Annotated in this window: 33 protein-coding genes; 29 read left to right on the top strand and 4 right to left on the bottom strand. The window is 70.8% G+C overall.

Annotated features, from left to right (window positions below; genetic code table 11):
- Positions 1-80 precede the first annotated feature (80 nt).
- From AC1C2S_RS09270 to AC1C2S_RS09130, 29 genes are all read left to right on the top strand, one after another.
- On the top strand, positions 81-908 hold the full coding sequence (locus AC1C2S_RS09270; RefSeq protein WP_495352230.1) for a flagellin N-terminal helical domain-containing protein: 828 nt from the start codon (positions 81-83) through the stop codon (positions 906-908).
- 108 nt (positions 909-1,016) lie between these two features.
- Complete coding sequence (fliD, locus tag AC1C2S_RS09265) at positions 1,017-2,408, top strand: flagellar filament capping protein FliD (protein WP_495352229.1); 1,392 nt, start codon at positions 1,017-1,019, stop codon at positions 2,406-2,408.
- A 43-nt stretch (positions 2,409-2,451) separates the two neighbouring features.
- Positions 2,452-2,844 carry a flagellar export chaperone FliS gene (gene fliS / locus AC1C2S_RS09260; protein ID WP_495352228.1) on the top strand — a complete coding sequence of 131 codons (393 nt, stop codon included), beginning with the start codon at positions 2,452-2,454 and terminating at the stop codon, positions 2,842-2,844.
- A complete protein-coding gene (locus AC1C2S_RS09255) occupies positions 2,834-3,250 on the top strand; it encodes a hypothetical protein (RefSeq protein WP_495352227.1) in 417 nt (138 codons plus the stop codon). Before fliS ends, AC1C2S_RS09255 begins: the two co-directional genes overlap by 11 nt.
- Before the next feature lie 109 nt (positions 3,251-3,359).
- Entirely contained in the window at positions 3,360-3,701 is a 342-nt protein-coding gene (locus tag AC1C2S_RS09250; RefSeq protein WP_495352226.1) for a flagellar basal body rod protein FlgB, read from the top strand.
- A gap of 19 nt (positions 3,702-3,720) precedes the next feature.
- Entirely contained in the window at positions 3,721-4,113 is a 393-nt protein-coding gene (locus AC1C2S_RS09245) for a flagellar basal body rod protein FlgC (RefSeq protein WP_495352225.1), read from the top strand.
- Positions 4,110-4,421 carry a flagellar hook-basal body complex protein FliE gene (fliE, locus tag AC1C2S_RS09240; protein ID WP_495353225.1) on the top strand — a complete coding sequence of 104 codons (312 nt, stop codon included), beginning with the start codon at positions 4,110-4,112 and terminating at the stop codon, positions 4,419-4,421. Before AC1C2S_RS09245 ends, fliE begins: the two co-directional genes overlap by 4 nt.
- Positions 4,421-5,986 carry a flagellar basal-body MS-ring/collar protein FliF gene (fliF, locus tag AC1C2S_RS09235; RefSeq protein WP_495352224.1) on the top strand — a complete coding sequence of 522 codons (1,566 nt, stop codon included), beginning with the start codon at positions 4,421-4,423 and terminating at the stop codon, positions 5,984-5,986. Before fliE ends, fliF begins: the two co-directional genes overlap by 1 nt.
- Complete coding sequence (fliG, locus tag AC1C2S_RS09230) at positions 5,983-6,999, top strand: flagellar motor switch protein FliG (protein WP_495352223.1); 1,017 nt, start codon at positions 5,983-5,985, stop codon at positions 6,997-6,999. The genes fliF and fliG overlap by 4 nt, the downstream gene beginning before the upstream one ends.
- Positions 6,989-7,591 carry a FliH/SctL family protein gene (locus AC1C2S_RS09225; RefSeq protein WP_495352222.1) on the top strand — a complete coding sequence of 201 codons (603 nt, stop codon included), beginning with the start codon at positions 6,989-6,991 and terminating at the stop codon, positions 7,589-7,591. Before fliG ends, AC1C2S_RS09225 begins: the two co-directional genes overlap by 11 nt.
- Positions 7,588-8,964 (top strand): FliI/YscN family ATPase, encoded by a 1,377-nt coding sequence (locus AC1C2S_RS09220; RefSeq protein WP_495352221.1) that lies wholly within the window; start codon positions 7,588-7,590, stop codon positions 8,962-8,964. The genes AC1C2S_RS09225 and AC1C2S_RS09220 overlap by 4 nt, the downstream gene beginning before the upstream one ends.
- Positions 8,961-9,386 carry a flagellar export protein FliJ gene (locus tag AC1C2S_RS09215; protein WP_495352220.1) on the top strand — a complete coding sequence of 142 codons (426 nt, stop codon included), beginning with the start codon at positions 8,961-8,963 and terminating at the stop codon, positions 9,384-9,386. The genes AC1C2S_RS09220 and AC1C2S_RS09215 overlap by 4 nt, the downstream gene beginning before the upstream one ends.
- Positions 9,387-9,388: 2 nt before the next feature.
- Complete coding sequence (locus AC1C2S_RS09210; RefSeq protein ID WP_495352219.1) at positions 9,389-10,153, top strand: C40 family peptidase; 765 nt, start codon at positions 9,389-9,391, stop codon at positions 10,151-10,153.
- Positions 10,150-11,481: a flagellar hook-length control protein FliK gene (locus tag AC1C2S_RS09205; RefSeq protein ID WP_495352218.1), complete on the top strand. Its 1,332-nt coding sequence runs from the start codon at positions 10,150-10,152 to the stop codon at positions 11,479-11,481. Before AC1C2S_RS09210 ends, AC1C2S_RS09205 begins: the two co-directional genes overlap by 4 nt.
- A 10-nt stretch (positions 11,482-11,491) precedes the next feature.
- Entirely contained in the window at positions 11,492-11,920 is a 429-nt protein-coding gene (locus tag AC1C2S_RS09200) for a flagellar hook capping FlgD N-terminal domain-containing protein (protein WP_495352217.1), read from the top strand.
- Between the two features lie 20 nt (positions 11,921-11,940).
- Entirely contained in the window at positions 11,941-13,101 is a 1,161-nt protein-coding gene (flgF, locus tag AC1C2S_RS09195; protein WP_495352216.1) for a flagellar basal-body rod protein FlgF, read from the top strand.
- A gap of 106 nt (positions 13,102-13,207) precedes the next feature.
- The gene (locus AC1C2S_RS09190; RefSeq protein WP_495352215.1) at positions 13,208-13,465 is read left to right on the top strand and encodes a flagellar FlbD family protein; all 258 of its coding nucleotides are present in this window, start codon (positions 13,208-13,210) and stop codon (positions 13,463-13,465) included.
- 2 nt (positions 13,466-13,467) lie between these two features.
- The gene (locus AC1C2S_RS09185; RefSeq protein ID WP_495352214.1) at positions 13,468-14,232 is read left to right on the top strand and encodes a motility protein A; all 765 of its coding nucleotides are present in this window, start codon (positions 13,468-13,470) and stop codon (positions 14,230-14,232) included.
- On the top strand, positions 14,229-15,074 hold the full coding sequence (locus tag AC1C2S_RS09180) for a flagellar motor protein MotB (protein WP_495352213.1): 846 nt from the start codon (positions 14,229-14,231) through the stop codon (positions 15,072-15,074). The genes AC1C2S_RS09185 and AC1C2S_RS09180 overlap by 4 nt, the downstream gene beginning before the upstream one ends.
- A 32-nt stretch (positions 15,075-15,106) precedes the next feature.
- The gene (locus AC1C2S_RS09175; protein ID WP_495352212.1) at positions 15,107-16,009 is read left to right on the top strand and encodes a flagellar motor switch protein FliM; all 903 of its coding nucleotides are present in this window, start codon (positions 15,107-15,109) and stop codon (positions 16,007-16,009) included.
- Positions 16,006-16,722, top strand: coding sequence for a flagellar motor switch protein FliN (gene fliN, locus AC1C2S_RS09170; RefSeq protein ID WP_495352211.1), 717 nt, complete (start codon positions 16,006-16,008; stop codon positions 16,720-16,722). The genes AC1C2S_RS09175 and fliN overlap by 4 nt, the downstream gene beginning before the upstream one ends.
- Positions 16,722-17,177, top strand: coding sequence for a FliO/MopB family protein (locus AC1C2S_RS09165; protein WP_495352210.1), 456 nt, complete (start codon positions 16,722-16,724; stop codon positions 17,175-17,177). Before fliN ends, AC1C2S_RS09165 begins: the two co-directional genes overlap by 1 nt.
- Entirely contained in the window at positions 17,174-18,031 is an 858-nt protein-coding gene (gene fliP / locus AC1C2S_RS09160) for a flagellar type III secretion system pore protein FliP (RefSeq protein ID WP_495352209.1), read from the top strand. The genes AC1C2S_RS09165 and fliP overlap by 4 nt, the downstream gene beginning before the upstream one ends.
- Positions 18,032-18,307 carry a flagellar biosynthesis protein FliQ gene (fliQ, locus tag AC1C2S_RS09155; RefSeq protein WP_495352208.1) on the top strand — a complete coding sequence of 92 codons (276 nt, stop codon included), beginning with the start codon at positions 18,032-18,034 and terminating at the stop codon, positions 18,305-18,307. It begins immediately after the preceding gene.
- A complete protein-coding gene (locus AC1C2S_RS09150; protein ID WP_495352207.1) occupies positions 18,307-19,065 on the top strand; it encodes a flagellar biosynthetic protein FliR in 759 nt (252 codons plus the stop codon). The genes fliQ and AC1C2S_RS09150 overlap by 1 nt, the downstream gene beginning before the upstream one ends.
- A gap of 2 nt (positions 19,066-19,067) precedes the next feature.
- On the top strand, positions 19,068-20,162 hold the full coding sequence (locus tag AC1C2S_RS09145) for an EscU/YscU/HrcU family type III secretion system export apparatus switch protein (protein ID WP_495352206.1): 1,095 nt from the start codon (positions 19,068-19,070) through the stop codon (positions 20,160-20,162).
- Positions 20,162-22,210: a flagellar biosynthesis protein FlhA gene (locus tag AC1C2S_RS09140; protein WP_495352205.1), complete on the top strand. Its 2,049-nt coding sequence runs from the start codon at positions 20,162-20,164 to the stop codon at positions 22,208-22,210. Before AC1C2S_RS09145 ends, AC1C2S_RS09140 begins: the two co-directional genes overlap by 1 nt.
- A complete protein-coding gene (locus AC1C2S_RS09135) occupies positions 22,191-23,201 on the top strand; it encodes a hypothetical protein (RefSeq protein ID WP_495352204.1) in 1,011 nt (336 codons plus the stop codon). Before AC1C2S_RS09140 ends, AC1C2S_RS09135 begins: the two co-directional genes overlap by 20 nt.
- A gap of 45 nt (positions 23,202-23,246) precedes the next feature.
- Complete coding sequence (locus AC1C2S_RS09130; RefSeq protein ID WP_495352203.1) at positions 23,247-23,480, top strand: carbon storage regulator; 234 nt, start codon at positions 23,247-23,249, stop codon at positions 23,478-23,480.
- Positions 23,481-23,486: 6 nt separating this feature from the next.
- Here AC1C2S_RS09130 and fliW read toward each other — a convergent pair whose 3' ends face one another.
- Genes fliW through flgN form a run of 4 tightly spaced genes read right to left on the bottom strand, consistent with a single transcriptional unit; the run spans position 23,487 to position 26,653 of the window.
- Complete coding sequence (gene fliW / locus AC1C2S_RS09125; RefSeq protein ID WP_495352202.1) at positions 23,487-23,864, bottom strand: flagellar assembly protein FliW; 378 nt, start codon at positions 23,862-23,864, stop codon at positions 23,487-23,489.
- Positions 23,861-24,742, bottom strand: coding sequence for a flagellar hook-associated protein FlgL (gene flgL, locus AC1C2S_RS09120; RefSeq protein ID WP_495352201.1), 882 nt, complete (start codon positions 24,740-24,742; stop codon positions 23,861-23,863). The genes fliW and flgL overlap by 4 nt, the downstream gene beginning before the upstream one ends.
- 4 nt (positions 24,743-24,746) lie before the next feature.
- Positions 24,747-26,171 (bottom strand): flagellar hook-associated protein FlgK, encoded by a 1,425-nt coding sequence (flgK, locus tag AC1C2S_RS09115; RefSeq protein ID WP_495352200.1) that lies wholly within the window; start codon positions 26,169-26,171, stop codon positions 24,747-24,749.
- Positions 26,171-26,653 (bottom strand): flagellar export chaperone FlgN, encoded by a 483-nt coding sequence (flgN, locus tag AC1C2S_RS09110; RefSeq protein ID WP_495352199.1) that lies wholly within the window; start codon positions 26,651-26,653, stop codon positions 26,171-26,173. Before flgN ends, flgK begins: the two co-directional genes overlap by 1 nt.
- Between the last annotated feature and the right edge of the window lie 60 nt (positions 26,654-26,713).

The following is a 26,713-nucleotide window of genomic DNA, read 5'->3' as shown; positions in this document are numbered from 1 at the left end:
GCCTCGCCCACGACGACCGACAGTGCTGCATACCGGTCCACGGATGGGCCGGCGACCCAACGATCAAGGAAGAACATCCCATGGGAATGCAGATCAACACGAACGTTGCGGCGTTCAATGCGCACCGTAACCTGACCAACACGCAGAACGAGTTGTCGAAGTCCCTCGAGAAGCTCTCGAGCGGTCTGCGGATCAACCGGGCTGCCGACGACGCGGCCGGCCTCGCGATCTCGGAGGGTCTGCGCTCGCAGATCTCCGGAACCAAAGTCGCCGCTCGCAACGCGCAGGACGGCATCAGCGTCATCCAGACCGCTGAAGGCGCCCTGACCGAGGTGCACTCGATCCTCCAGCGTGTGCGCGACCTCGCCGTGCAGGCCGGTAACGACTCGAACAACGCCGACTCGCGCGCCGCAATCCAGACGGAGGTCACCGACCTCGCCGCCGAGCTCACCCGTGTCGCCGCCTCGGCGAACTTCAACGGGATCAAGCTGCTCGACGGAACCAACGCGTCGCTGACCTTCCACATCGGCGCCGGTGGCGTCGCTGCGGAGGACCAGATCGCCGTGAACCTGACGAACGTCACCACCGTCGCGACCGCGGTCACCGGCCTGACGTTCGACAGCGCGGCCAACGCGGCGACGTCGATCACGGCACTCGACACGCAGATCACCGCGATCTCGACGGCTCGTGCGGAGCTCGGTGCGAACCAGAACCGCTTCGAGTCGACGATCCGCAGCTTGAACGTGTCGGCCGAGAACCTCTCGGCGGCCGAGTCGCGCATCCGCGACACCGACATGGCGGCCGAGATGGTCAACTACACCCGCGCCAGCATCCTCTCCCAGGCCGGTACCGCGATGCTCGCCCAGGCCAACCAGGCCAACCAGGGCGTGCTGAAGCTCCTCGGCTGAGCCGGATAGCCACCAGGGGTGAAGCCTGGCGGTGGACGGCGCTTGGCCAACGCCGTCGCCCGACACCGCCGGGCTTCACCCGTTTCACGCGAATCGATTGGAACTCGCATGGGAATCTCGCTCGATGGACTCGCGAGCGGCCTCGACACGACGGCCCTCATCGCCTCGCTCATGCAGCTCGAGGCACGACCCCAGGTGCTCCTGAAGGCGACCGCTGCGAGAGCCGGCCTCGCACTCACCGACTTCCAGTCGCTGAACTCCCGGCTCGCGGCCCTGCTCGAGAAGGCCACGGCCGCTGCGGCACCCACGGGCCTGCAGCAGTTCACGGCGAGCTCGTCCGATGCATCCGTCGCCGTGACGGCGAAGCCCGGCGCAGTGGCCGGCGGCCTCGACCTGACGGTGACCCGCGTCGCCAGTCCGCACGTCATCGTCTCGGCGGCGACCCCGACGTGGCCCGGGTCTCCCCCGGTGCTGACCATCGTTCGCCCCGACGGCAGTCGCACGCAAGTGACGGCCACCTCCGACTCCCTCGCCGACGTCGCGCGCGCGGTCAACAACGCCGAGCTCGGCATCACGGCGACCCGCGTGCAATCCGGCACGGATGCCTCGGGCACCCCTCTCTACCGATTGCAGTTCGCCTCGACGCAGACCGGAACGGCCTCGTCGTTCCAGGTCTTCCGCGGCACGGAGGCCGAGGTCGTCGCCGGCACCGCGGTCGATGTCGCCACCGATGCCGGCGCTTCGATCGTTCGGCAGGGCCAGGACGCCGCCGTCACGCTCTGGGCGGGCACGGCCGCCGAGCAGTCGATCTCCTCGGCGACGAACACCTTCGCCGACCTCCTTCCGGGCATCGACGTGACGGTCTCGAAGGCCACCGCCTCGCCCGTCGCCCTCACCGTCGCCCGCGACGTGAAGAGCTCCACCGATGCCGCAGCCGCATTCCTCGACGAGGTGCGGAGCATCCTGACGTTCATCGCGCAGAAGTCGGCGACCTCGAAGACGACGGATGCCGACGGCGCGACCGTCACGAACGTCGGCAGCTTCACGAGCGACTCGAACGTCCGCGGCATCCGCGACGCCCTCGTCTCCGCGATCCAGTCACCCATCGGCGGGCAGTCGCTCGCACCCCTCGGCATCAGTTTCTCGAAGACCGGGGAGCTGGAGTTCGACGCCGAGAAGTTCGCGGCGGTGCTTGCGGAGGACCCGGCACGGGTGGAGTCGGCGTTCGCGACGATCGCGACGCGGCTCGGCGAGGTCGGCGAGCGCTACTCCGACAAGTACGAGGGCCGGCTCTCCAAGCAGATCGAGGGCAAGCAGTCGCTCATCGACGGCATGGACAAGCAGATCGAGGGCTGGACGCGACGTCTCGAGCAGCGGGAGGGGACGCTGAAACGCACCTACGCCGCCCTCGAGGTCGCGATGAGCACGATGAACGCCCAGTCGAGCTACCTCGAGTCCCAGCTCGCCGGCCTCCCGTCGTGGAACACGAAGTCCAGTTGAGCAGGCGGCGATGCAGCCGCCCGTCACGAGTGAGGAGTCAGATGTGACCGACCGTCTCGACGAATATCAACGCAACGCGATCATGAGCGCGACGCCCGCGCAGTTGCTCACGATGCTCTACGACCGCGTGCTGCTCGACCTGCATCGCGCCGAAGCGGCGCAACTCGCGGGCGACTGGGCGACCGCCACGGCGCAGCTCGTGCACGCACAGGACATCGTCGTCGAACTGCAGCGCTCGCTCGATCTCGACGTGTGGGACGGCGCTGGACGACTCATGGCGATCTACGACTACGTCTTCGAGGCGCTCGTGAGCGCCAACATCGCGCGCGACGTCGAGCTCACGCGCGAGTGCGCCCGCCGCCTCGAGCCGCTTCGCCAGGCGTGGCACGAGGCCGCCGTCGCTCCGAGTGCCGCGGGAGGGTTCCGTGTCGGCTGACGACTCGGCCTCCGTGTCGGCTGCCGCCTCCGTCGCCGCCTCGGCCTCCGTGTCGGCTGACGCCTCGGTCGCCGACTCTGCCTCCGTGTCGGCTGACGCCTCGGTCGCCGACTCTGCCTACGAGCGTTGGCTCGCGCACCTCGCCGAGGTCAGCGCACCGATCGACGTCGAGCGGATGTCGCAGGGCCACCTCGTGGGCCCGCTCGCGGTGCCCGTCGACCCCGGACTGCCGCCCCTCCCGCCCGAGCTCGCGACCGCCGTGGGCAGGGCGCTGCAGACGCTGCGCGGCCGGCTCGGCGAGATCGCGCGGGAGCGAGACCTCGTGGCCCGCGAGCTGGAGCAGCTCGCCAGGTCGCCCCGCACGCCGGTGGAGCGGCGCCCGGTCTACCTCGACGCCGTCGGCTGAGCACCCGCGGCTAACGGATCGCTCGCGACTGCCGATAGCGAACTTCGAGCACGGATCGCTCGACGAGTCAGGCCAGGGATCGGCCACCCGACCTACCGGAGGGGACGCCGTGCTGGATTCCGTGACCGCCCTCGCGCTGTCGAGCGCCCTCGACGGGCTCGCCGAGCGGCAACGCGCGATCGCGAACAACATCGCGAACGTGAACACGCCCGGCTACCGGGCCCAGCGCGTGAGCTTCGAGGACGCCCTCGCGGCGTCGGTCGAGGCCGGCGACGGGCGGGTGCGAGCGCGCACCGCCGACTCCCTCGAGCCCACGCAGCTGAACGGCAACAACGTCAACCTCGACACCGAGACGCTGTCGAACATCGACACCGTGCTCCGCTACCAGTTCGCCACCCAGGCGGCGAACGGCCAGTTCACGTCACTCCGCGCTGCGATGCGCACCAATTGATGACCCGGAGGAACTCCTCATGACCTTCGACGCGATCGGCATCGCCGGCACCGCATTGACCGTGCACCGCAAGTGGCTCGACGCCGTCTCCGACAACCTCGCGAACGTGAACACGGTCACCTCGACGGATGGCGACGCCTTCCAGGCGCGCTACGTGATCGCGGCGGCCGGGCAGGGCACGAGCGGCGTCTACGTGCAGGGTGCGGCGTTCGGCGACGCAGAGGGCCGCCTCGCCTACCAACCCGACCATCCGCTCGCCGACGCCGACGGCTACGTGCGCTATCCCGATATCGACCTCTCGGCGCAGATGGGTTCGCTCATCATGGCGCAGCGCGGCTATCAGGCCAACGCGGCCGTGGTGGACCGGGCGCGCGAGACCTACCTCGCGGCACTCCAGATCGGACGCAACTGATGATCGAGACCATCGGAGCCGTGCAGGCAGTACGGCAGACGGGCTACCTCGCCGAGACGGATGCCGCGGCCGCGACATCCCCGTCGGGCGACGCGTTCGGCCAGGTGCTCGCCTCGGCCGTCGACGGCGCCCAGGCGCTCCAGGGCGAATCGAAGACCCTCGCCGTGCAGGCCGTCACGGGCGACCTCACCGACATCCACGACGCCACGCTCGCCTCCACGCGGGCCGCAGTGACGCTCGAGCTCGTCGCCGCGGTGCGCAACAAGGGCGTCGAGGCGTTCAACGAGATCATGCGGATGCAGGCCTGATGCCCGCACCGGTCAGAGCAGGACTCGCCCGGCTGGGGGCGGTCATCGGCGGCTTCAGCATCGCGCAGCGCGTACTGGCGCTGCTCGGCATCGCCGTGCTGGTGCTCGGCATCGTGACGGTCAGCGCCTGGCTCTCGAAGCCCGCGTACTCGCCGTTGTTCTCGGGCCTCTCCGGCGCCGACGCGAGCGCCGTCGTCGAACAGTTGCGCGGGTCCAACGTGCCCTATCAGCTGGCCGACGGCGGGTCGACCGTGCTCGTGCCCGAAGAGGTCGTGTACGAGGAGCGCATCAAGGCGGCCTCCGCAGGCCTGCCTGCATCCTCGACGGGAGGTTACGCCCTGCTCGACAGCATGGGCGTGACGACCTCGGCGTTCCAGCAGTCGGTGACGTACAAGCGCGCCATCGAAGGCGAGCTGGCGAAGACGATCGGGTCGATGAAGGGTGTGTCCGCGGCATCCGTGCAGCTCGCACTGCCGGAGGAGACCGTCTTCGTCTCCGAGGAGCAGGAACCCACCGCATCGGTCTTCGTCGAGACCGCCTCGGGCACGACCCTCTCGACCGCGCAGGTCAACGCGATCACGCATCTCACGAGCGCCGCGATCGAGGGAATGGACGCCGACGGCGTCGCGGTGATCGACGCCGACGGCACGGTGCTCTCCGCGGTCGGCGTCGGCACCTCGGGTACGACGGAGTCCCAGACGGGCGACTACGAGCAGCGCGTGTCGTCGGCCGTGCAGGTGATGCTCGATCGCATCGTCGGCTCGGGCAACGCGACGGTCGCGGTCGCCGCCACGGTCAGCTCTGAGAGCGCCGAAGTCACGAGCGAGCGATTCGAGGCCGCGGCCGAGACGCCCGCCCTCAACGAGTCGGTGAACACCGAGAACTATGCGGGCATCGACGGCGCCGACGCCGGCGTGCTCGGGCCCGACAACATCGCCGTGCCCGGCGGAGCGGGCGGCGACGGCACCTACACCTCCGAGCAGACGGTGCGGAACAACGCCGTCGACAAGATCACCGAGACGCGCACGGTTCCCGCCGGGGCCGTCGCCCGCCAGACCGTGTCCGTCGCGATCGACCGGGTGGCCGCCGGCGACCTCCGGCTCGCCGATGTGCGCGACCTCGTCGCGAGCGCGGCCGGCATCGACGCCGACCGCGGCGACGACCTGAGCGTGCAGCTCGTCGACTTCAGCACCGCCGACGCCGCTCAGGCCGGTGAGGCGCTTCGCGAAGCGGAACGTCAGGCCGAGGAAGGCCGGCTCGCCGAGCTGATCCGGGCCGGCATCGTCGCCGCCGCCATACTCCTGCCGCTCCTGATCGCCGGGATCTTCATCACCCGGCGCCTGCGGCCACGTCGCGAGCCGCTCGAGCTCGAGGAGTCCCACCCGCACTTCGATGTGCTCGACCTGACGCCGGAAGCACCCCTGGCGCTCGCGCTCGAACTCGAGCACGCGGGTCCGCATGACGGCGAAGCGCGCCGCGCGGACATCGCCCGCATGGCCGAACAGGATCCGGAGAAGACCGCGCAGTTGCTGCGCGCGATGCTCGATGAACAGGCGCCGGCATGAGCGAAGCGACGACGCTGACCGGCGTGCAGAAAGTCGCGGTCGTGCTCATGAACCTCGAGCGCGAGCAGGCGGCGAAACTGCTCAAGGAGTTCAGCGAGCCGGAGGCCGAAGAGATCACCGCCGAGATCATCCGGCTGCAACGGGTCGACGCCGACGCGACCGATCTGGCGATCGCGGAGTTCCACGACCTCGCCGTGCGCGGGCGCGTGGCCGCCAGAGGGGGTCGCGAGATCGCCGCCGGCCTGCTGGAATCCTCGTTCGGCGCGGAGAAGGCTGCGGGGGTGATGAACCGGGTGGCATCCTCGCTCGCCGGCAAGTCGTTCGAGTTCCTCGACGCCGCCGAACCCGCCCAGGTGGCCTCGCTGCTCGAGTCCGAGATGCCCCAGACCGTGGCGCTCGTGCTCACGCACCTGCGCCCGGCGCAGGCCTCGAACATCCTCGCCGGCCTGCCCGACGAGCGACGTGCGGACGTCGCCGAATGCATCGCGCAGATGACGAGCGCAACCCCGGCGGCGATCGCGATCGTCTCGGCGACGCTCAAGGCGCGTGCCGCCTCGATGATCTCCCCGCGCACCGCCGCCGAGGTGGTCGGCGGAGTGCAGCCCCTCGTCGACATCATCAATCGCGCACCCGTCGCCACCGAGCGTGCCGTGCTCGAAGCACTCGACGCACGCAACCCGGAGCTCGCCGACGAGGTGCGCAGCCGCCTGCTCACCTTCAACGACGTCGTGCGCTTCGATGACCGCGACGTGCAACGCGTGGTGCGCGGCGTCGACGTCGCCGTGCTGGCCCGCGCGCTCCGCGGCTCCCCGGCTGCCGTCGAGCAGAAGATCCGCGAGAACCTCTCCGAACGCAACCGCGAGCTGCTCGACGACGAGGCGTCGGTGATGGGCCAGCTGCGCGTGTCGCAGGTCGAGGAGGCGAGAGCCGACCTGGTCCGTGCGATCCGGGAACTCGCCGAAGAGGGCCAGATCACCGTGCACCGAGGAGATGGAGACGAGTTTGTCGACTGAACTGTTCGCCCCGCTCGACTTTCCCGACCTCCAGGCGCCCGAGGCCGCCGCCGTCGTGCGCGAAGCCGTGCAGCGGGGTTATGCGAAGGGCCTCGCCCGGGGTCGTCGGCGCGCCGAGATCGAACGCGATGAGCTCCTCGCCGAACTCGACTCGGATGCGCAGGCGCGACGCCAGCTCGCGGACGCACGCCTCGTCACCGCCCTCCAGCGTCTGGACGATGCCCGCACCGCCCTCGATCGACGCGTCGCACCGGTGCTCGCCGACTCGGAGTGGGCGATCCTCGAGGCCTCGATCGCGCTCGCCGAAGCCGTGCTCGGCACCGAGCTCGCGAACACCGAGATCGCCGCTCGCACCGCACTCGCCAGGGTGCTCGGCCACCCATCGGGCCCGACCGCCATCGTGGTGCGGATGGCCCCCGACGCGATCGCCGCCCTCGCAGCGGCAGGAGTCGAGGCACCGGTCACCCTCGTCGCCGACCCGGCCCTCGGCCCCGGGGACGCGATCGCCGACCTGCCCGACGGCCTCGTCGACGCCCGCGTGGCCGAGGCGCTCGACCGAGCCCGCGGCGTACTGCTCGAGGGCGCATCGTGAACGCCGTCGACACGCCGCGTTTCGTCGCCGCCTTGCGCGCGGCCGGTCCCGAGCGCATCGGTCGGGTGCGCAGCACGGTCGGCCTCGGCATCGACGTCGAGGGTCTCGACCTCGCGATCGGCGACCTCGTCGAGCTCGGTCGGGGCGGTGACCTCGCCGGTGGCACGCTCGCGGAGGTCACCGCGTGCCGCCCCGGCCTCGCGTCGTGCATGGCGCTCGAGTCGTTCGCCGCACCCTCACCGGGCGCGCCGGTGCGACGACTCGAGCACGCGGCATCCGCCCCCGTCGGCCGAGGTCTGCTCGGCCGGGTCGTCGATGGTCTCGGCCGGCCGATCGACGGCAAGGGTCCGATCTCCGGCGTCGAACACGTCGAGCTGGCGGGCTCGATCCCGGCGCCGATGAGCCGCGCCCGCATCGACACGCAACTGCACACGGGCGTTCGCGTGCTCGACGGGCTCGTGCCGCTCGGCCGCGGCCAGCGGCTCGGCCTGTTCGCCGGGTCGGGCGTCGGCAAGTCGAGCCTGCTGTCGATGGTCGCGAGGGGCACGGATGCCGCGATGTCGGTGATCGCCCTCGTCGGCGAGCGCGGCCGCGAGGTGCGCGAGTTCCTCGACGACGATCTCGGCGAGGCGGGGCTGGCACGATCGGTCGTGGTCGTCGCGACCGCCGACGAGCCGGCACCGATGCGACGTCGCGCCGCGCACCTCGCCACCCGGATCGCGGAGGCGGCACGCGAGCGGGGCGAGCACGTCGTGTTGATGATGGACTCGCTGACCCGGGTCGCGATGGCCCAGCGCGAGATCGGACTCTCGGCGGGCGAACCTCCGGCCACGCGGGGCTACCCGCCCTCGACCTTCTCTCTGCTGGCGCGACTGCTCGAGCGGGCCGGCACCGCCGGCGCCGGATCGATCACGGGTGTGTACACCGTGCTCGTCGAAGGCGACGACCACAACGAGCCGATCGCCGACACCGCGCGGTCGATCCTCGACGGGCACGTCGTACTCGATCGGCGCCTCGCCGTGGCCGGGCACTTCCCCTCCGTCGACGTGCTCGATTCCGTCTCGCGGGTCGCACCGAAGGTGATCGCGCCGAGCACCATGGCCGATGCCGTCACGGTGCGACGGGCGATGGCCGCCCGCCGACAAGCGCAGGACCTCATCGACGTGGGCGCCTACCAGGCGGGAGCCAACCCGCAGGTCGACGCGGCGATCGCCAACGAACTCGGCATCGACGCGTTCCTGCGACAGCGCATGGACGAGCAGACCGGGCCGGGCGAGGCGGCACGGGGCCTCGCCGAGCTCGCCCGCGCGATCGGGGGCGCGGCGGCACAGGGCCGCGCCGAGGCCGACCGGACGATCGGGGGTGCAGGATGACGCGTACGTTCAGCCTCAGCGGGCTGCTCCGCGTGCGCCGGATCCAGGAGGACCAGGCGCAGGGCGTGCTCGCGGCACGCAACGGGCGGCTCCGCGACAGCGAGGCGCTGCGCGAGCGCGCCATCCGTCATCTCGGGGCGTTCGGCGAACCCGGCACCTCGCTCGAGACGCTCCGGGCCGTCGCGGCGGCGCGCGCCGCGAGTGCGGCGATGCTCGGCGAATGGGCGACGCGGCACGACGCGCTCGAACGCAGCGCGGCCGATGCCCGGCACGAGCACACCGAGGCGCACGCGCGCACTCGCGGCCTCGAACGACTCGAGACCGCGCACGAGGCGCAACTCGCCGCAGACGATCTGCGAGCGGAGCAGTCGCGACTCGACGAGCTCGCCGCAGCCCGCTCCATGGCCACGGAAGGACGCTAGCAATGCCCATCGTCGACGCGATCGGCCGGATCGATGAGATCACGGCCATGGTCACCACGCTCGAGAATCGCCGCAACGCGGCATCCGCTGCCCGATTCGAGACGACGCTCGCGGCGCAACCCGCGACGTCCGCATCGGCGGCGACGACCTCGGCGGCGGCCGGCGGCGTCACGGGGCAGGCGATCGTCGACCAGGCGAAGGAGTACCTCGGCGTGCCCTATGTGCTCGGCGGTACCGACCGCTCGGGCATCGACTGCTCGGGGCTCGTGCAGCGCGTGCTCGGCGAGCTCGGCATCGATGCGCCCCGCCGGGTCTCGCAGCAGGAATCGATCGGCGAGGAGGTCGGCTCGCTCGCCGAGGCGCAACCCGGCGACCTCATCGTCACGCACAACGCCGACCACATCGTCATCTATGCCGGCGACGGCATGATCGTGCACGCGCCCTACGAGGGCCGCACGGTCTCGTTTCAGCCCAACTACCTGACCGACGCCGACATCCAGACGATCCGGCGCGTCGTGCCGACGGCTTCGACGGCCGGCACGCCGCCGATGACGGATGCCGCGTCGGGGGCGTCGTCCGCCGGTGTCGCGTCGCTCGGCTCACTCGGCTCACTGAGCTCGTACGGAACGCTCGGATCGATCGGATCGATCGGCAGTTCGAGCGGGCTCGGCTCGCTCGCCGGCCTCCTGCCCGGCACCGATGTCGGCACCCTCGTCGACCTCGTGCTCGCCGCCCAGTTGCTCTCGCTCAACCGGAGCACGTCGTGAACGCGGCCGGCGTCGTGACGGCGGCCGCCGGCCCTCGTCCGACACCGCGCGAGGCGAGTGGCGAGACGGCGACGGCGTCCGCGTTCGCGGCCGTGCTGCTCGGGGCGGCGGAGCCGTCGGAGGTCGATGTCGTGCACCCCGGCAGCGACCCGGCGCCGACCGCCGACGCCAGCGAGACCAGCGAGACCAGCGAGACCGCCGAGACGACCGAGCCCGGTCTCGGCGCGGCGAGCGGGGGGACGCCGTCGGCCGTGCTGCCTGCCCTGCCGTCCACCCCTCGCGGCCTCGGCGAACCGAGTGCACCCGCCATCGTCGAGGGCGCTCCCGGAGACTCGATCGGGCCCGGCCCGGCGACGACGGACAGCGGCGAATCGCCGGCAGCGCCACCGTCGAGCACGCCAGGCGGCGCCGTCGTCGCCGGCGCCCGCGGGGACGCCGGCCTTCCTGCCGGTACCGCGCCGCCGCCCGGGACGACCGCAGCACCCGACGGCGCGCGGGCCGATGCCGTCTCGGCGAGCGAGGCCGCCCCGGTGGTGGAGGCCGCCCCGGTGCCGGATGACGCGCACCCCGTGTCAGCCCTTCCCGTCCGCGGGGGCGATGCCTCCCGCGTCCGACCCGCGCACCCCGGCGCGAGCTCGCAGCACACGGCGAGCGCGGGCGATCCGCCTCGCCACCCGGCGGCAGACCCGTCGATCTCGGCCCCTTCGGCCACGACGCCCGGATCATCGTCGCCGCAGCCAGTCGCGGCGACATCCCCACCGCTACTCGAGAGCGCAGCCGGCGGAGCGAGCCGACCGGCCTCCGCGACGGCAGAGCAGCCGGTCGTGAGCGATGCCGCCCGGGCCCAGGCGCCCGCCATCGACACCGTCGAGCGTGCGCACGCCGCTGATCCGGCCGCCGCCGCCCGGCAACGCGTCGCCGAACCGTTCGCCGCGCAGCTGAGCAGACCCGTGCTCGCACTCGCCCACGGCGCATCGGGAACCCAGCACGTGACGGTCAACGTCACCCCCGAGCACCTCGGGCCGGTGTCGGTGCGCGCGATCGTCTCGCCCGACGGCGTACGCATCGAACTGCTCGCGCCAGGCGACTCCGGTCGGGAGGCGCTGCGCCAGGTGCTCGGCGACCTCCGCCGCGACGTCGTCGCCGCGGGACTCACTGCAACCGTCGACCTCTCACCGCGCGACGCCGGCACCGGCTCGCCCGAACACTCGCCCGCCCGTGATGAGCGGCCCGAGCCGGACTCGCCGGCACCCCGAGAGCCGAGGGAGGAGCCGACACGCCAGCCGCAACGCTGGGAACCGGCATCCGCCCTCGACGTGATCGCCTAGAGGAGCAACCATGACCGTCGACGCACTCACCGCAACGGCAGGCTCGGGAGGGACCTCGAGTCTCTACACCGGGAGCACCACCACGCGCGCACCCAAACAGGAGATGGACGGCGACCTCTTCCTGAAGCTGCTCGTCACCCAACTCAGCCACCAGGATCCATCGAGCCCGATGGACACCAACGCCATGATCAGCCAGACCACCGAGCTCGCCACGATGGAACGCCTCACGGCACTCGCCACGCAAGTGCAGGAGTCGTTCTCGCTGCAGATGCGCACCGCGGCATCCGCCCTCATCGGCAAGGAGGTCGACTACCTCGACGCCACCGGCGCGACGGTGAAGGGCGTCGCGACCTCCGTCTCGTTCTCGGGGCCGGTGCCCCTCGTCAACATCGACGGCAAGGCCGTCGCACTCGACTCCATCTCCGCCGTGCGCTCCTAGCGCCCACCGAAAGGACCACCATGCTCCGCTCGCTCTTCTCCGGGATCTCCGGCCTCCGCTCCCACCAGATGATGCTCGACGTCACCGGCAACAACATCGCCAACGTGAACACCGCAGGCTTCAAGGCCTCGGCGACCCAGTTCCAGGACACGCTCTCCCAGCTCATCCAGGGCGGCGGGGCACCCGGCGCCGCCATCGGCGGCACGAACCCCGCGCAGGTCGGCCTCGGCGTGCAACTGGCCGGCATCAGCACGAACTTCTCGCAGGGCTCCGCACAGGCGACCTCGCGCGCGAGCGACCTCATGATCTCGGGCGACGGGTTCTTCGTCGTGCAGTCGGGCGGCGAGACCCTCTACACGCGCGCCGGCTCGTTCGAGTTCGACGCGCAGGGGCGCCTCGTCACCCAAGACGGCGCGCTCGTCATGGGATGGAATGCCGCGGGCGGACAGGTCAACCAGGGCGGGGCGCTCGCGAACGTCACGCTCCCCCGCGGCGCGGTCTCGGCGGCGGTCGCGACGACGGCCGTGCAGTTCTCGGGCAACCTGCCCCAGGATGCCGCGGACGGCACCGAGATCGTGCGCGACATCGACGTCTACGACGCCAGCGGCGCGGCGACCACCGTGAGCCTCACCTTCACCAAGAACGCTGCCGGCTGGGAAGTCGCCGACGGCGCGACGGTGCTCGACACGCTCACCTTCGTCGACGGGCAGCCCACCGGACCCGCGACGATCGCGGTCGGCGGCGTGACCGTCGACGTCTCCGCCCTCACCGGCTTCGCCGACCTCACCACGGCGAAGGTCGCCGGCCAGGACGGCCGGGCGGCCGGCACGCTCGACGCCTACTCGATCGGCCCCGACGGGACCGTCACGGGCAACTTCTCGAACGGGGCCACCGAGGCCGTCGGGCGCATCGCGCTCGCGAACTTCGTGAACCCCGGCGGGCTCGAGAAGGCCGGAAACTCCGCCTACCGGGCGACCGCGAACACGGGCGGCGCCGAGGTCGGTGCGGCCGGCGACGCCGGGTTCGGCGCCCTCGCGAGCGGCTACCTCGAGATGTCGAACGTCGACCTCTCGCAGGAGTTCACGAACCTCATCATCGCCCAGCGCGGATTCCAGGCGAACGCCCGCATCATCACGACCTCGGACGAGGTACTCCAGGAGCTCACGAACCTGAAGCGCTGAGCGGCGCCGGCGCACGCCGCGGGCGGTCTTCCTAACGGGAGGCCGCCCGCTGCCGAGAGTGGAGGGCGACGGCTCGGTGCGAGTCGCGCGACCGCGAAGGATCACCATGATCGTGCTCACCCGGCTGAACGGCACGCGGTTCGCGCTCAACACCGATCTCATCGAACGCATCCACGCCAACCCCGACACGACCCTGCTCATGGTCGACGGCACCAACTACATCGTCACCGAGTCGATCGACGAGGTCATCAGCTCGGTGGTCGACTTCCGCGCACGGGTGCTCGCGCGCACCGAAGAGCTCACGGCCGAACAACCGCGCCCTCGTGGCGTCGTCCCCCTGGCACGTCCACCGAAGGCAAGGTAGTCATGGACCCCGCTCTCATCATCGGCCTCGTCCTCGCCTTCGGATCGCTCTTCGCGATGATCACGCTCGAAGGCGCGCACGTCGAGGCATTGCTCCTTCCTGCCCCGATGGCGCTCGTCTTCGGCGCGACCATCGCGGTCGGGCTCGCCGGCACCACCCTCAAGGATGCGTGGCGTGCGTGCAAGGCTGTGCCCCGCGCGTTCCGCGGCAAGACCGCGAAACCCGAGGCGACGATCGAACGCCTCGTCGAACTCGCCGAGAAGGCCCGCCGCGACGGGCTGCTCTCGCTCGAGCAGGATTCCGCGGAGACCGACGACCCCTTTCTGCGGAACGCCCTGCAGAACATCGCCGACGGCATCGACGGCGATGAATTGCGCGAGCTCCTCGAGGAGGAGATCAACTCGAAAGAGCAGCTCGGCACGCAGGCCGCGAAGTTCTTCAAGTCGCTCGGCGGGTACGCCCCGACGATCGGCATCATCGGCACGGTCGTCTCGCTGACCCACGTGCTCGAGATGCTCGACTCCCCCGACACGCTCGGTCCCTCGATCGCGACCGCCTTCGTCGCAACCCTCTGGGGGCTGCTCTCGGCGAACTTCATCTGGCTGCCGCTCGGCGATCGCCTCCAGCGGCTCACCACCCTCGAGGCCGAGAACATGACGCTCGTCATGGAGGGAGCGCTCGCGGTGCAGGCGGGCAGCCAGCCGCGCCTGCTGGGCGAGCGTCTGCGCGCCATCGTGCCCGGCATGGAGCAGCTCGAGGCCGCATGAGTACCCGCCCCGGCCGGCGCCGCTCGCGAAGCGCCGAAGTCCACAACGACGAGCGCTGGATGGCGTCGTACATGGACATGGTCACGGTACTCATGTGCATGTTCATCGTGCTGTTCGCGATGTCATCGGTCGACGCCGACAAGTTCGAGGCGCTTCGCGATTCCCTCGCCACCGGCTTCGGGCAGGACCCGACGACCTTCGCCGACACCGCGGAGGGCGTCGTCGTTCCCGCCGAGCTCGAGGGCGAGCACGACGCGGGCATCGACGTCGAACTCGCCCAAGATGAGCTCGAGTCGCTCATCGCGATCCGCGATCGCATCGACACGGGGCTGGCGGCCCGGGGCGTCGAGCACGCGGTGTCGTACGAGATCGACGAACGCGGCCTCACGGTGCGCCTCGTCGGCGCCGAGACCTACTTCCTCGGCAACAGCGTCGACCTCAACGAGAAGGCGACGACCGTCTTGGGCGTCGTCGGCGGCGTGCTGTCGACCATCCACCACGAGGTCAGCGTCGAGGGCCACGCCGACCCGCACGGGTCATCCGGGCCGTTTCCGACCGACTGGGAACTCTCGAGCGGACGCGCCACACAGGTCGTGCGGTACTTCGTCGAGCGCACGGGCGTCGCTCCCGAACGCGCGGCGGCGATCGGTTACGGTTCGGCACGCCCGGTGACGAGCGCTGCGGATGACGCGGCGATGGCGCTCAACCGCCGGGTCGACGTCGTCATCGTCTCCGACGAACCCGAGACGATCAGGGCGCTGTTGCCGGAACTCGCGGCCCGATTGGCCGACGCGGGCGTCGCACGCACGGCGAACGGCGCACCGGCGCCGGCCGGCGGCTAACCGATACCGGCGGACTGCCGATAGTGGCGCACGTGCCCCGTACAACCGCAGAGATCGACGCCCGCGCGATGACGCGGCCGATCGACGCCTACGACTTCCGGCGGCCGACGACGCTCGCGCGTGAACACTCGCGCGCGCTCGAACTGGCCTTCGAGACGTTCGCCCGGCAATGGGGCACCCAGCTCACCGCCAATGTGCGGGCGCGTTCGCACGTCGACTTCGACCAGGTGACGATGCTCACCTACGACGAGTACGCCGCATCGCTGCCGTCGTCGACCACGATGGTGCTGTGCCGAGTGGGAACCGACTCCGACAAGGCGGTCATCCAGTTCCCGGCCGTCGCGGCCCTCACCTGGCTCGGCCACATGCTCGGCGGCACGGGCGAGCACGATGAACCGGAACGCACCCTCACCGAGATCGAGCAGGGGCTGCTGCGAGCGCTCATCGACGACCTCGTCGACGACCTCCGCTACTCGCTCGGGCGGCTGCTCCCCGGCGAGCTCGTGTACGACACGGTGCATCACAACTCGCAAATCGCACAGGCGGCCGCGACCTCCGAACTCATGATCGTGGCGTCGTTCCTCGTGGAGTGCGGCGAGCAGTCGGCGCCCGCCACGCTCGCGCTGCCGGCCGAGCTGCTGCTGAGCGGCCTCGGCGATGCGAATCCCGTCGTCGCAACCGAACACGCACGCACGATGATCTCGGGACAGCTCGAACTCACCCCGCTGCCGTTCGCGGTGCAATTGCCGGCGATCGCGGTGAAGCCCCGCGACATCCTCGCCCTCGCAGTCGGCGACGTGATCCCGCTCGCCCACGCCGCTCACGCGCCCTTCCAGGTCACCGTCGACGGCCAGCTGCTCGGTCGTGCAGCAATCGGGCGTGCCGGCGGACGTCTCGCGTGCACCATCACCGACACTCTGGAGACCGCATCATGACCACGCCCGCGCAGACCGCCAACGCCGCGGCCGCCGCCGCTACCGCCACCGCTACCGCCGTCGCCGCCGCGGCCGCCGCCGAACTCGTGCGCACACTGCCGAGCGGGCGCGCCCTCACGGCAGCGCCCGACGAACCGTTCGCCGTCGAGTCCGCCGAGTGCTTCGAGGCGAGCCACATCGGCGCGACCTCCGTCGACTTCGCCATCGCCTTCCTCGAAGCGGACGCGCTCGACGCCGGCGACGGCATCGCGCCGGAGAACCTCCTGCACCCGGCGATGCAAGCGGCCGGACGCCGCTACGGCAGCGGGGTGCTCGGCGATGTGCGCCGCACCGAGCGTTCGCCGCTCTTCGAGGACCCGGCATCGGCCGTATTCACCCTCCTCGACGGCGAGTCGCTCGTCGGCTGGTTCGCCGTGCGGGAACGCCGCAGCACCGACGGCGCGTCCGTCGCGAGCAGCGGGGCCGAGCGGCTCGGCCGCATCAACGGCGTCGAGATGTCACTCGCGGTCGAGATCGGCCGTACGAGGATGACCGTCCGCGACATCCTGAACCTCGAACCCGGCGCGGTGGTCGAACTCGACCGCTCGGCCGGAGCACCGGCCGACATCCTGCTGAACGGACGCATCATCGCCCACGGCGAGGTCGTCGTCGTCGACCAGGACTACGCCGTGCGGGTCACCCGAATCCTCGACACCCAGGACAGCGTCCAGTAGTGGAGACCTTCTTCCTCGTCTTGCGCGTCGCCGTCTCGCTCGGCGTCGTGCTCGCGGTCATCTGGTTCGCCCACCGGCGCATCAGCGCGGGCCGCGCACGCTCGAGGAAGCCCGAACTCGTCTCCGTCGTGGCCCGCCAGTCGCTCGCACCCAAGGCCTCGATGGTCGTCGTCGACGCCGACGGGCGACGGCTGATGCTCGGCGTCACCGAGCACGGCGTCTCGGTGCTGAGCGACCGGCCGGCACCCGAGCCGGTCACCGCGCCCGCGTTCGACGACGCGCTCGCCGCGGCATCCATCGCCCCGATCGCGACGATCTCGAAGACCACCTCCAAGACGACCTCCAAAACCACCCCGATCCTGCCCGCAACGCACGGACTGCGCCGCGGGTCGATCCTCTCGGCCGAGACATGGAAGCGCTCGCTCGCCGAGGTGAAGGAGGGTCTCGGCATATGACGCGTCCCTCGACCGGATCGAACCGGTCGGGGAAGCTCATGCGGATCGCCGCACTCGCGGCCGCTTCCATCGTCGTCGCGATCGTCATCGTGGCGCTCTCCGCAGCTCCGAGCTTCGCCGAACCGGTCGACCCGGCACCGCCGGTCGACCCGACCGTGCCGGGCGACCCGACCGCGCCGGGCGGCGGCGGCTTCGGCATCGAGATCAACGGCCCCGACGGCACCCCGTCGTCGGCGATCGTCACCCTCATCGGCATCACGCTGCTGTCGGTCGCCCCGTCGCTGCTCATCATGATGACGTCGTTCACGAAGATCTTCGTCGTGCTCGCGATGGCGCGCAACGCCGTCTCGCTGCCGGCGATCCCGCCGAACCAGGTGCTCGCCGGGCTCGCCCTGTTCCTGTCGTTCTTCATCATGCAGCCGGTCTTCGCCGAGGTGAACGACGCGGGCGTGCAGCCCTATCTCGCCGGCACGCTCGACTTCGGGCAGGCACTCGAAGCGGGCAGCGCACCGCTGCGCGCCTGGATGCTCTCGTTCACGCGCGAAGAGGACCTCGCCCTGATGACCCGCGCGGCGGGCCTCCCGAACCCCGACTCCCCCGCCGATGTCGACCTCATCACGCTCATCCCGGCATTCCTCATCTCCGAGCTGCGCGCGGCGTTCATCATCGGCTTCGTCGTGTTCGTGCCGTTCCTCGTGATCGACCTCGTCGTGGCCGCGGCGCTCATGTCGATGGGCATGATGATGCTGCCGCCCGTCATGATCTCGCTGCCGTTCAAGGTCCTGCTGTTCATCCTCGTCGACGGGTGGGGACTGCTCACCACGACGCTCATCTCGAGCTACCGGGGAGGCTGAGTGGACGCCAACGCGGTACTCGACATCGGCCTGCAGGGACTCCTCGTGGCCGCGAAGCTCGGCGCGCCGATCCTCCTGACCGCGCTCGTCGTCGGCTTCGTGATCTCGCTCATCCAGTCGATCACCCAGATCCAGGAGGTGACGCTCTCGTTCGTGCCGAAGGCGTTCGCCGTCGCGGTGGCACTGCTCGTGTGCGGGCACTGGATGATCAGCGAGATCGTGAGCTTCACCCATGAGCTCTTCGCGCGGATCCCCGCACTCGTCGGAGGCGGCTGATGCAGATCCCGCTCGACTTCGCCTGGATCGAGGCGGTCATGCTCGCGAGTGTGCGCATGGCGGGCTTCGTCGTGATCGCGCCGCCCTTCTCGTACCGGGCGATCCCCGGGCGGGTGAAGGCGATGGTCGCGCTCGGGCTCGGTGTCGCGGTCGCACCTCGGGTGACGGCCGGCTACGAATCCATGGCGGATGCCGCATTCTTCGGCGCGCTCGTCACGGAACTCATGACCGGGGTGACGCTGGGCTTCCTCGTCTACGTGGTGTTCGCGGCCGTGCAGTCGGCGGGAAACCTCGTCGACGTGTTCGGCGGCTTCCAGCTCGCCCTCGGATTCGACCCGCAGTCGATGGTGCAGGGCGCCCAGTTCGCCCGGCTCTTCCACCTCGCGACCCTCGCGCTCCTGGTCTCGTCGGGCGCGTACCTCGTGCTCTTCACCGGCATGTTCCAGTCGTTCGAGGCGGTGCCGATCGGGTCGGGCATCGACGTCGCGGCATCCGCTGAGACCCTCATCGGCGCTGTGACGGGTCTGCTCGTCGCTGCCGCTCAGATCGCGGGGCCGCTCGTCGTCGTGCTCTTCCTCGCCGACGCCGGCCTCGGCCTCCTCACCAGGGTGGCACCGGCGCTCAACGCGTTCGCGCTCGGCTTCCCGCTCAAGATCCTGCTGACGCTCGCCCTCGCGGGCACCGTCTTCGTCGCCCTGCCCGCCGTGGTCGAGGCGCTCACCGGCGACGCGCTGTCGGCCATGAGAACGGCGGACTGAGCATGTCCGATGCAGAGGAGCGTACCGAGCAGGCGACCGACAAGCGCATGCGCGAGGTGCGTGAGAAGGGCCGCCTGCAGAAATCGCAGGACCTGACGGCGTGGCTCGGCATCGGGGCGGCCGCGGTCGCACTGCCGGCAACCATGGCGAACTCGACGGATGCCTCGGTCGCGCAGCTCTTCCGGGTGACGGATGCCGCGAGCGCCGCGGATCCGATCGTCGCCGTCGAAGCGCTCGAAGCGGGGCTCGTCTCGATCCTTCCGAGCATCGGCTGGCTCCTGGTGCTCGTCGCCGCGGTCGTGCTCGGCGGTGCGGCCCTCCAGGGCGGCGTGCACCTGAAGAAGCAGCTCGCCAAGTTCGAGCAGTTCAACCTCGCCGCCGGGATCAAGCGCGTGTTCGGCATGCAGGCCCTGTGGCAGGGGGCGAAGGCGCTGCTGAAAACGCTCGTGGTGGGCATCGTGCTCTTCGTCGTCGTACAGGGCCTCATGCCCCTGCTGCTCGGCTCCGGGGGGCTGCAGCTCAGCGCCGTCGTGCGCGCCGCGGCCGACGGCGTCATCGCGCTCCTCGTCGCGGCGATCGTCTCGGGCCTGCTGCTCGCGGCCGCCGACGTCGTCATCGTCATGCGCCGCAACCGAAAGCACACGATGATGACGAAGAAGGAGCTTCGCGACGAGACGAAGAACTCCGACGGCGATCCGATGCTGAAGTCGCAACGCCGATCACGCCAGCTCGCGGTCAGCCGCAATCGCATGATCGCGTCGGTCGCGAACGCCGACGTCGTGATCGTGAACCCGACGCACGTCGCCGTCGCGCTGCGCTACGAACCGGGGCGGAGCGCGCCGCGCCTCGTGGCCAAGGGCAAGGGCCTCGTGGCCGCGCGCATCCGCGAAGAGGCCGAGCGGAACGCGGTGCCTCTCGTGCGCGACGTACCGCTCGCCCGCGCGCTGCACGCGGCGTGCGCGATCGGCCAGGAGATCCCGGTCGACTTCTACAACGCGGTGGCGATCGTGCTCACTTTCACCGCCGCATTGAAACGCCGCGGGGCGGCAAGCGGCATCCACCAGCTGCAGACCATGCCAACAACAGGAGGTCAGTGATGAACCGGAATCTGTCGATGATCGCGGTGCCGATCGGTGTCGTCGGGATCCTGCTCCTGCTCATCGTGCCCGTGCCGTCGTGGCTGCTCGACGGGCTCATCGTGATCAACATCCTGTTCGCGCTGGTGATCCTGCTCACGACGATGTTCGTGAAGAAGCCGCTCGACTTCTCGGTGTTCCCGTCGCTGCTCCTCGTCGCGACGCTCTTCCGGCTGGGGCTCAACGTCGCGTCGACGAGGCTCGTGCTCGGTGAGGGCTACGCCGGGCAGGTCATCCAGGCGTTCGGCCACGTCGCGGTCGGCGGGTCGATCATCATCGGCGCCGTGGTCTTCCTCATCCTCGTCGTGATCCAGTTCGTCGTCGTCACGAAGGGCGCCGAACGTGTCGCCGAGGTCGGCGCGCGGTTCACGCTCGACGCCATGCCCGGCAAGCAGATGGCGATCGACGCCGACCTGAACGCCGGACTGCTGTCGGAGTCCGAGGCGAGGCGACGCCGGGCGGAGGTCGCCGCTGAGGCCGACTTCTACGGCGCGATGGACGGCGCGTCGAAGTTCGTGAAGGGCGATGCGATCGCGGGCATCGTGATCATCCTGATCAACATCGTCGGCGGCATCACGATCGGCATGGTGCAACGCGGCCTCGATCTCGTCGATGCGCTCGACACGTACACGCTGCTCACGATCGGCGACGGACTCGTGACCCAGATCCCCGCATTGCTCATGGCGGTCTCGACCGGCATGATCGTCACTCGCGCGAACGCCGACGCCGACATGGGGCAGAACGCGTCGACCCAGCTGCTGCAGTCGCGCACGGCCCTGCTCATCGCGGCAGGCGCGGCGGCGCTCATGGGCCTGATTCCGGGGATGCCGATCATCCCCTTCTTCATCGCGGCGATCGTGCTGCTCGTGCTCGCGCAGCGAGTGCGGGCGAGGGAGGCGACGGCCGCGAACGACGTCAGGCTCGCCGAGATCGAGTCGGCGGCGCCGAAGGCGGAGACCCCCGAGGACCTCATCGGCCGGGCCCGGGTGCACGCGCTCGAGATCGGGCTCGCACCGGATCTCGTCGACGTCGTGAACGGCTCCTCCGACGACCTCCTGGCCCGGGTGAAGGCGCTGCGCAAGAAGATCGCACTCGAGATGGGCTTCGTGATCCCGCCCGTGCGCACGCGCGACAGCGTCGAACTGCCGCCGTCGAGCTACTCGATCCGCTTGGCGGGAGTCGAGGCAGGGCGGGGCATCGCACCGCCCGGCCGGGTGCTCGCACTCGGCGCAGGCCTCGACGCCCTGCCGGGCGAGGCCACCGTCGAACCGGTGTGGGGCCTCGCCGGCAAGTGGATCCCCGCCGAGTCCCGTCGCAGCGCCGAACTGGCGGGCGCGACGGTCATCGATCGGGTGTCCGTCATCGTCACCCACCTCTCGAGCGTCGTGAGCGACAACGCCGCCCGTCTGCTCTCCCGGGAGGATGTGCGCATGCTCACCGACGGGGTGCGGGCCGAGAGCCCTGCGGCGGTCGACGAGCTCACCCCGAACCCGCTGTCCATCGCCGAGGTGCAGCGCGTGCTGCAGGGGCTGCTCGCCGAGCGGGTGCCGATCAACGACCTGCCGCGCATCTACGAGGCCGTCTCGCTCAAGGCGAAGACGACGACCGAGGCCGAGGCGCTCATCGAGGCGGCCCGCGACGCACTCGGTGCGGTGCTGCCCGCCGCGCACACCGAGGCCGGCGTACTGCGGGTCGTGATGATCGACCCGTTGCTCGAGCAACGCATGCTCGAGGGGCTGCGGCCCGGCGAGCACGGCTCGCAGATCCTCCTGCCCCCCGATGCGATCGAACAGGTGCTCGGCGGCATCCGTCACGAGCTCGCCCTCGCCGACTCGAGCGGGGCGCGCCCGGTGCTCGTCTGCGCACCGGCCCTGCGACCGGCGATCCACCGCCTGGTCGCGGCGCAGCTCGCGGGCGTTCCGGTGCTCTCGTACCAGCAGGCGACCGCGGGTGGCTTCACCATCGAGACCGTGGGGGTGATCCGGAGCGATGCAGAGCTTCCGGCGTAGGGCCAAGAGCCTCGACGAGCTTCGCGAGGAGGTGCTGGACGCCTTCGGCCCCGACGCGCGCATCGTCGATGCGACGAGGATCACCCGGAAAGGACTCGGCCGCTTCTTCGCCGAGGAGGAGATCGAGGCCACGATCGAGGTGCCCGACCCGGTCGAAGCGGCGGGGTCGGCGGGGTCGATGGGGTCGTTCCCGAGCGGTCGGATCGACCGCGCCGGCATCGCGGCCCTCTTGGCCGACGCCGATCGCGTCGAGGGCTCGGCCTCGTCGACCGCGTCGACCACGTTGTCGACCGCCTCTCCCGCGTTCGCATCCCTGCTCGCCTCGGTCGAGCGCGGGCTCGGGGTCGAAGGCGGGGCCGGGTTCGGGTCCGAAGGCGGGGCCCAGGTCGGGGTCGAACGATCGAGCCCGACGGATGCCCCGGCGCCCCTCCGCGAACTCACGGCGGGACGCGGCCCCGTGCACGCGGTACCGACCGCCTCCGAACGGCTCGCCCTCGCCCCATCTCCCGGCGACCTCGTGCTGTTCGTCGGCCTCGCCGGCGACGCCGCGACCGTGGCCGCGGCGATCACGGCGGTCGCGGCGGTCGCGGCACCCGGCGTGCCCACCGCGAGCGGTGCGGTGGTCGGGATCGACCATCGCACCTCGGGTCGCGGCGCCGGCGCCGCGGCCCTCGCCGACCGCCGCGATGCGCTCGTGCAGCGTGCGGCCTCCATCGAACACGGCCGAGCCGTCTTCGTCGCCCACGGCGCGACGCTCGACGACGCGTTCGAGCCGCTCGCGCGCCTTCGGGCCGACGAGGTCTGGGCGGTCGTCGACGCCAGCCGCACCCCGGCGGACACGGCCGAGTGGGTGTCGCGGCTCGCGGCATCCGTCGGGGTGCACGCCCTGGCCGTGATCGGCACCTCGCTCACCCGCGACCCTGACGGCGCACGTCGTCTCGGGATCCCGATCGGGTGGACGAGCGACGAGGCGGCGCCGCGCCGCGCATGACAGTGGTGAGCCGTCGGGGAGTCTGCGGCCGAGAGAGGCAGCGCCATGCTGGTACTGACACGGAAGTCGAACGAACGGGTGATGATCGGCGACGACGTCATCATCACCATCCTCGAAGTGCGAGGTGACAGCTCGGTGCGCATCGGCATCGACGCGCCGCGCGACCGGCGCATCCAGCGCGAGGAGATCGTCGTCGACGTCACCCTCGCCAACCGGCATGCCGCGCGGGCGCCGCAGGCCGCCGAGCTCGAGCTCAAGCGGATGCTCGGCGGATCCTGACGTCGTTCAGTCTCTCGCGAGCAACTCGGCCAAAGGCGATCGCAGTGGCCAGGTCGAACCGTCGAGGATCACCTGTCGTGCCCGTCCGTCGGGTGCGATGAGCACGGGAGCCGCGAGGTTCACGGTGGTTCCCTCGGCCGAGGGGTTGACCACGACGAAGACCCGCACGGCATCGGCCGCCGCGCCCAGGTCGGCGAGGTCGAAGCTCGGGATGATCGGGCGGTACTCGGCGAGGTGCGCACCCGCGTCGAGCAGGAACACGCGGGCCTCGCCGTCGACGCCGACCAGGGTGCAGAGCCCCGGGGCGCCGTCGACGGGGCTGAGCTCGAACCGGGTCTGCGGTCCGAGCCCGTACGGGGGCGCGATGAAGGTCAACAGGGTCATCTGAGGAAGTCCATGAGGGTCGGGCGCACGGCGCGCGCGGTGGCGGCAAGGGCGGCCTGATAGGCGACCTCCTGCATCTTCAGTTCGATCGCGGCCTCGCCGATGTCGAGGTCCTCGATGCCGCTGCGAGTCGCCTCGAGCTGCACTTTCGCGGCGAGGTTCGCCGATCCCGCCTCGATGATGGTGCCGTGACGAGCTCCGGCCTCGGCGTGGGCCCGCGCGACGTCCTCGCGATGCGCGTCGATCGCCTCGACGCGCCCGCCGACGTTGGTGCCGTTGCGCAGGTCGGTGACGATCGCGTCGATGGTCGCGAAGACCGAGGTCGCTCCTTGGCCGAACGCCGCCGCGCCGTCGACGTCGACCCGCACGGTGGCCCCGTCGCCGATCCGTCGCTCAACGCTTCCCTGCCCGCCCGTGAACGAGTAGTCGTCGGCGAACGCGTGGCCGGCATCCGAATTGCCGGCGAAGACGTTGCGGCCGAGGTAGCTCGTGTTCGCCTCCGTGAGCAAGAGCTCGCGAATGGACTCGAGCTCGGCGGCGATCGCCTCCTTCTGCGTCGGCGACATCGCTCCGTCGTTGGCCCCTCGCAGCGTGAGATCGCGTGCGCGTTGCAGCAGGGTCGTCGTCGCCGAGAGCGCCCCGTCGACCACGGAGAGCCACCCGTTGCCGTCCTGGATGTTGCGACCGTACTGCTCGGTCGCCCCCTGCGCACCACGCACGTTCATCGCGCTCACGGTCGCGGCCGGGTCATCCGACGGTCTCGTGATGGCGCGGAATCCCGATGCCCGCTCCTGGCTGCGTGCGAGCTGGGATGCCGCGAGCTGCATGTTCCTGGCCGAGGACTGCATCATCGTCATCGTCGTGACCCTGGTGATCATGGCGCTACCTTCCCACGATGCCGGTGTGGTTGATGAGCACGTCGAGCATCTCGTCGATGGCGGTGAAGACGCGTGCGGCGCCCTGGTAGGCGGTCTGCGCGAGTACGAGGTTCAGGTTCTCCTCGTCGAGATCGACGGATGCCGCCGACTGCTGCCGTCCGATCGCGCTGTTCATCGCGAGTTCTGCGACGGTGGCACGATCGTGCTCGCCCCCCGCTGCGACGCCGACCCTCGCGACGAACGTCGCCCAGTGCACGTCGGGTGCGTCGGCCGCGAGGCGGAGCTGGGCGATGGCGTCGGCGATCGAGCCGTCGAGCGCGCCGGCGCCGACCGCACCGGTCGCGATGCCCGAAGCGTTCGTCGGGATCACGCCGAGCGCGAGCGCCGCGGGTCGCGCCGCATCGACCGAGAAGAAGTCGAGGTCGGTCTCGCCCGTGGTGGTGCTGCCGGTGCGGTGCAGCGCATTCACTTGCGAGGCGAGCGCCGTGGCGAGTCCGTTGTACGAGGCGAGCGCCTCGGCGAGCTGGCCCCCGGTGCCCGCACCTGTCGCCGGGGCGAGCATCGACAGGGCGCCGGCGAGTTCGCCCCCGTCGAGGGCGACCGGGCTTCCCGGGCGGCGCTCCCACTCGAGCGTCACCGCGCCGCCGCCGCCGTCGGGTGTCGTCGGGCCGGCCAGGGCGACCCGGTTCCAGCTGGTGCCGCTCACGATCGGGTTGCCGCCGATCAGCACGTCGATCGTGCCGTCGCTGTGCGCCTGCACGACGCCGCCGGCGGTGCTCGCGAGTTCGGCGGCGAATCGATCGCGCTGGTCGGCGAGCTCGTTGGTGTTGCCGCCCGCGAGCCCGACCCGCCGGATGGTGTCGTTGAGCTCGGCGATGCGCTCGGCGGCGCCGTTGATCGTCGAGACCATCGTGCCGGCCTCTGCCCGCAGCGTCTTCCACTGCGAGGTGACGTCGCGGTAGCCCTGCGCGATGCGCGAGACCATCGTCGTCGCCTCCTCGAGTACCACGGCCGAGGCCGCGCCGTCGCCGGCCGCGTTCGAGAGCCCCTGCCACGACGACCAGAATTTCTGCAACTGAGCGGCGATGCCGTCGGAACCCGGCTCGTTGAGGCCGCCCTCGAGCATGGCGAGGGTGATCGCACGCGCGGCGTGGTAGCCGGCGGTCGCCGAGGTGCCGCGCACTTGCGCGTTCAGCATCTCGTCGGCGAGTCTCGCGATGTCGCTGACGGTGACGCCCTGACCGATGCCGGGCCGGGGCGGTGTCAGCAGCCCGACACCGCCGAGTGCCCCGTTCGCGATGAGTTCGGCCCGCTGCCGGGTGTAGCCGGGGGTCTTCACGTTCGCGATGTTCTGCCCGGCGACCTCGATCGCGGTGCGGGCGGCGTTCAGCGCGGTGAAGCTCGTATTGAGTCCGCCGAATGTGCTCATCAGATCTCCTCGTCGACGAGTCGGGCGCCGGATGCATCGTGGGCGAGCCCGCGGGCGTCGTACGTGCCGCTCGCACCGCCGACGCCGGCCATCGCGTCGTGCGCGACCCGGTTGGCTTCGCGGAGCATCCGCTCGTTGGAATCGCGCAGCCCGCCGATCGCGGTGGTCACGCGCACGAGCGCGGCCAGGTGCGACTCCAGGATGTCGCTCCAGACGACGTCGTCGAGGGCCGCGACGATCTCGCGCAGGCTCGCCATGCCGTCGAGCTCGAGTTCCTCGGAGACCTCCGCGGACTCGACGGCGCGTGCCAGGCCCACCTCCCTGAGACGCGCCGTGACGTAGTCGATCTCCTGCACGGCCCGTCCCAGCCAGCGGTGCTGGCCCGTCGCCAGCAGGAGCCGCTCGACGTCGAGCTTGTAGTGGAGCACCTCGAGGAGTTCGCGCTCCCGCCAGAGCACGGCGGAGAGCTCATGCATGCCCATGGGCGCGCCTCCTCCGTCTCGAGCCGCACCGGGCGGAACGACTCCGACGACGACTATCGG

Source organism: Agromyces sp. Y782, assembly GCF_059445405.1.
Note: the sequence above shows the minus strand (reverse complement) of the source record. Positions and strands in the feature narration are given on the sequence as shown.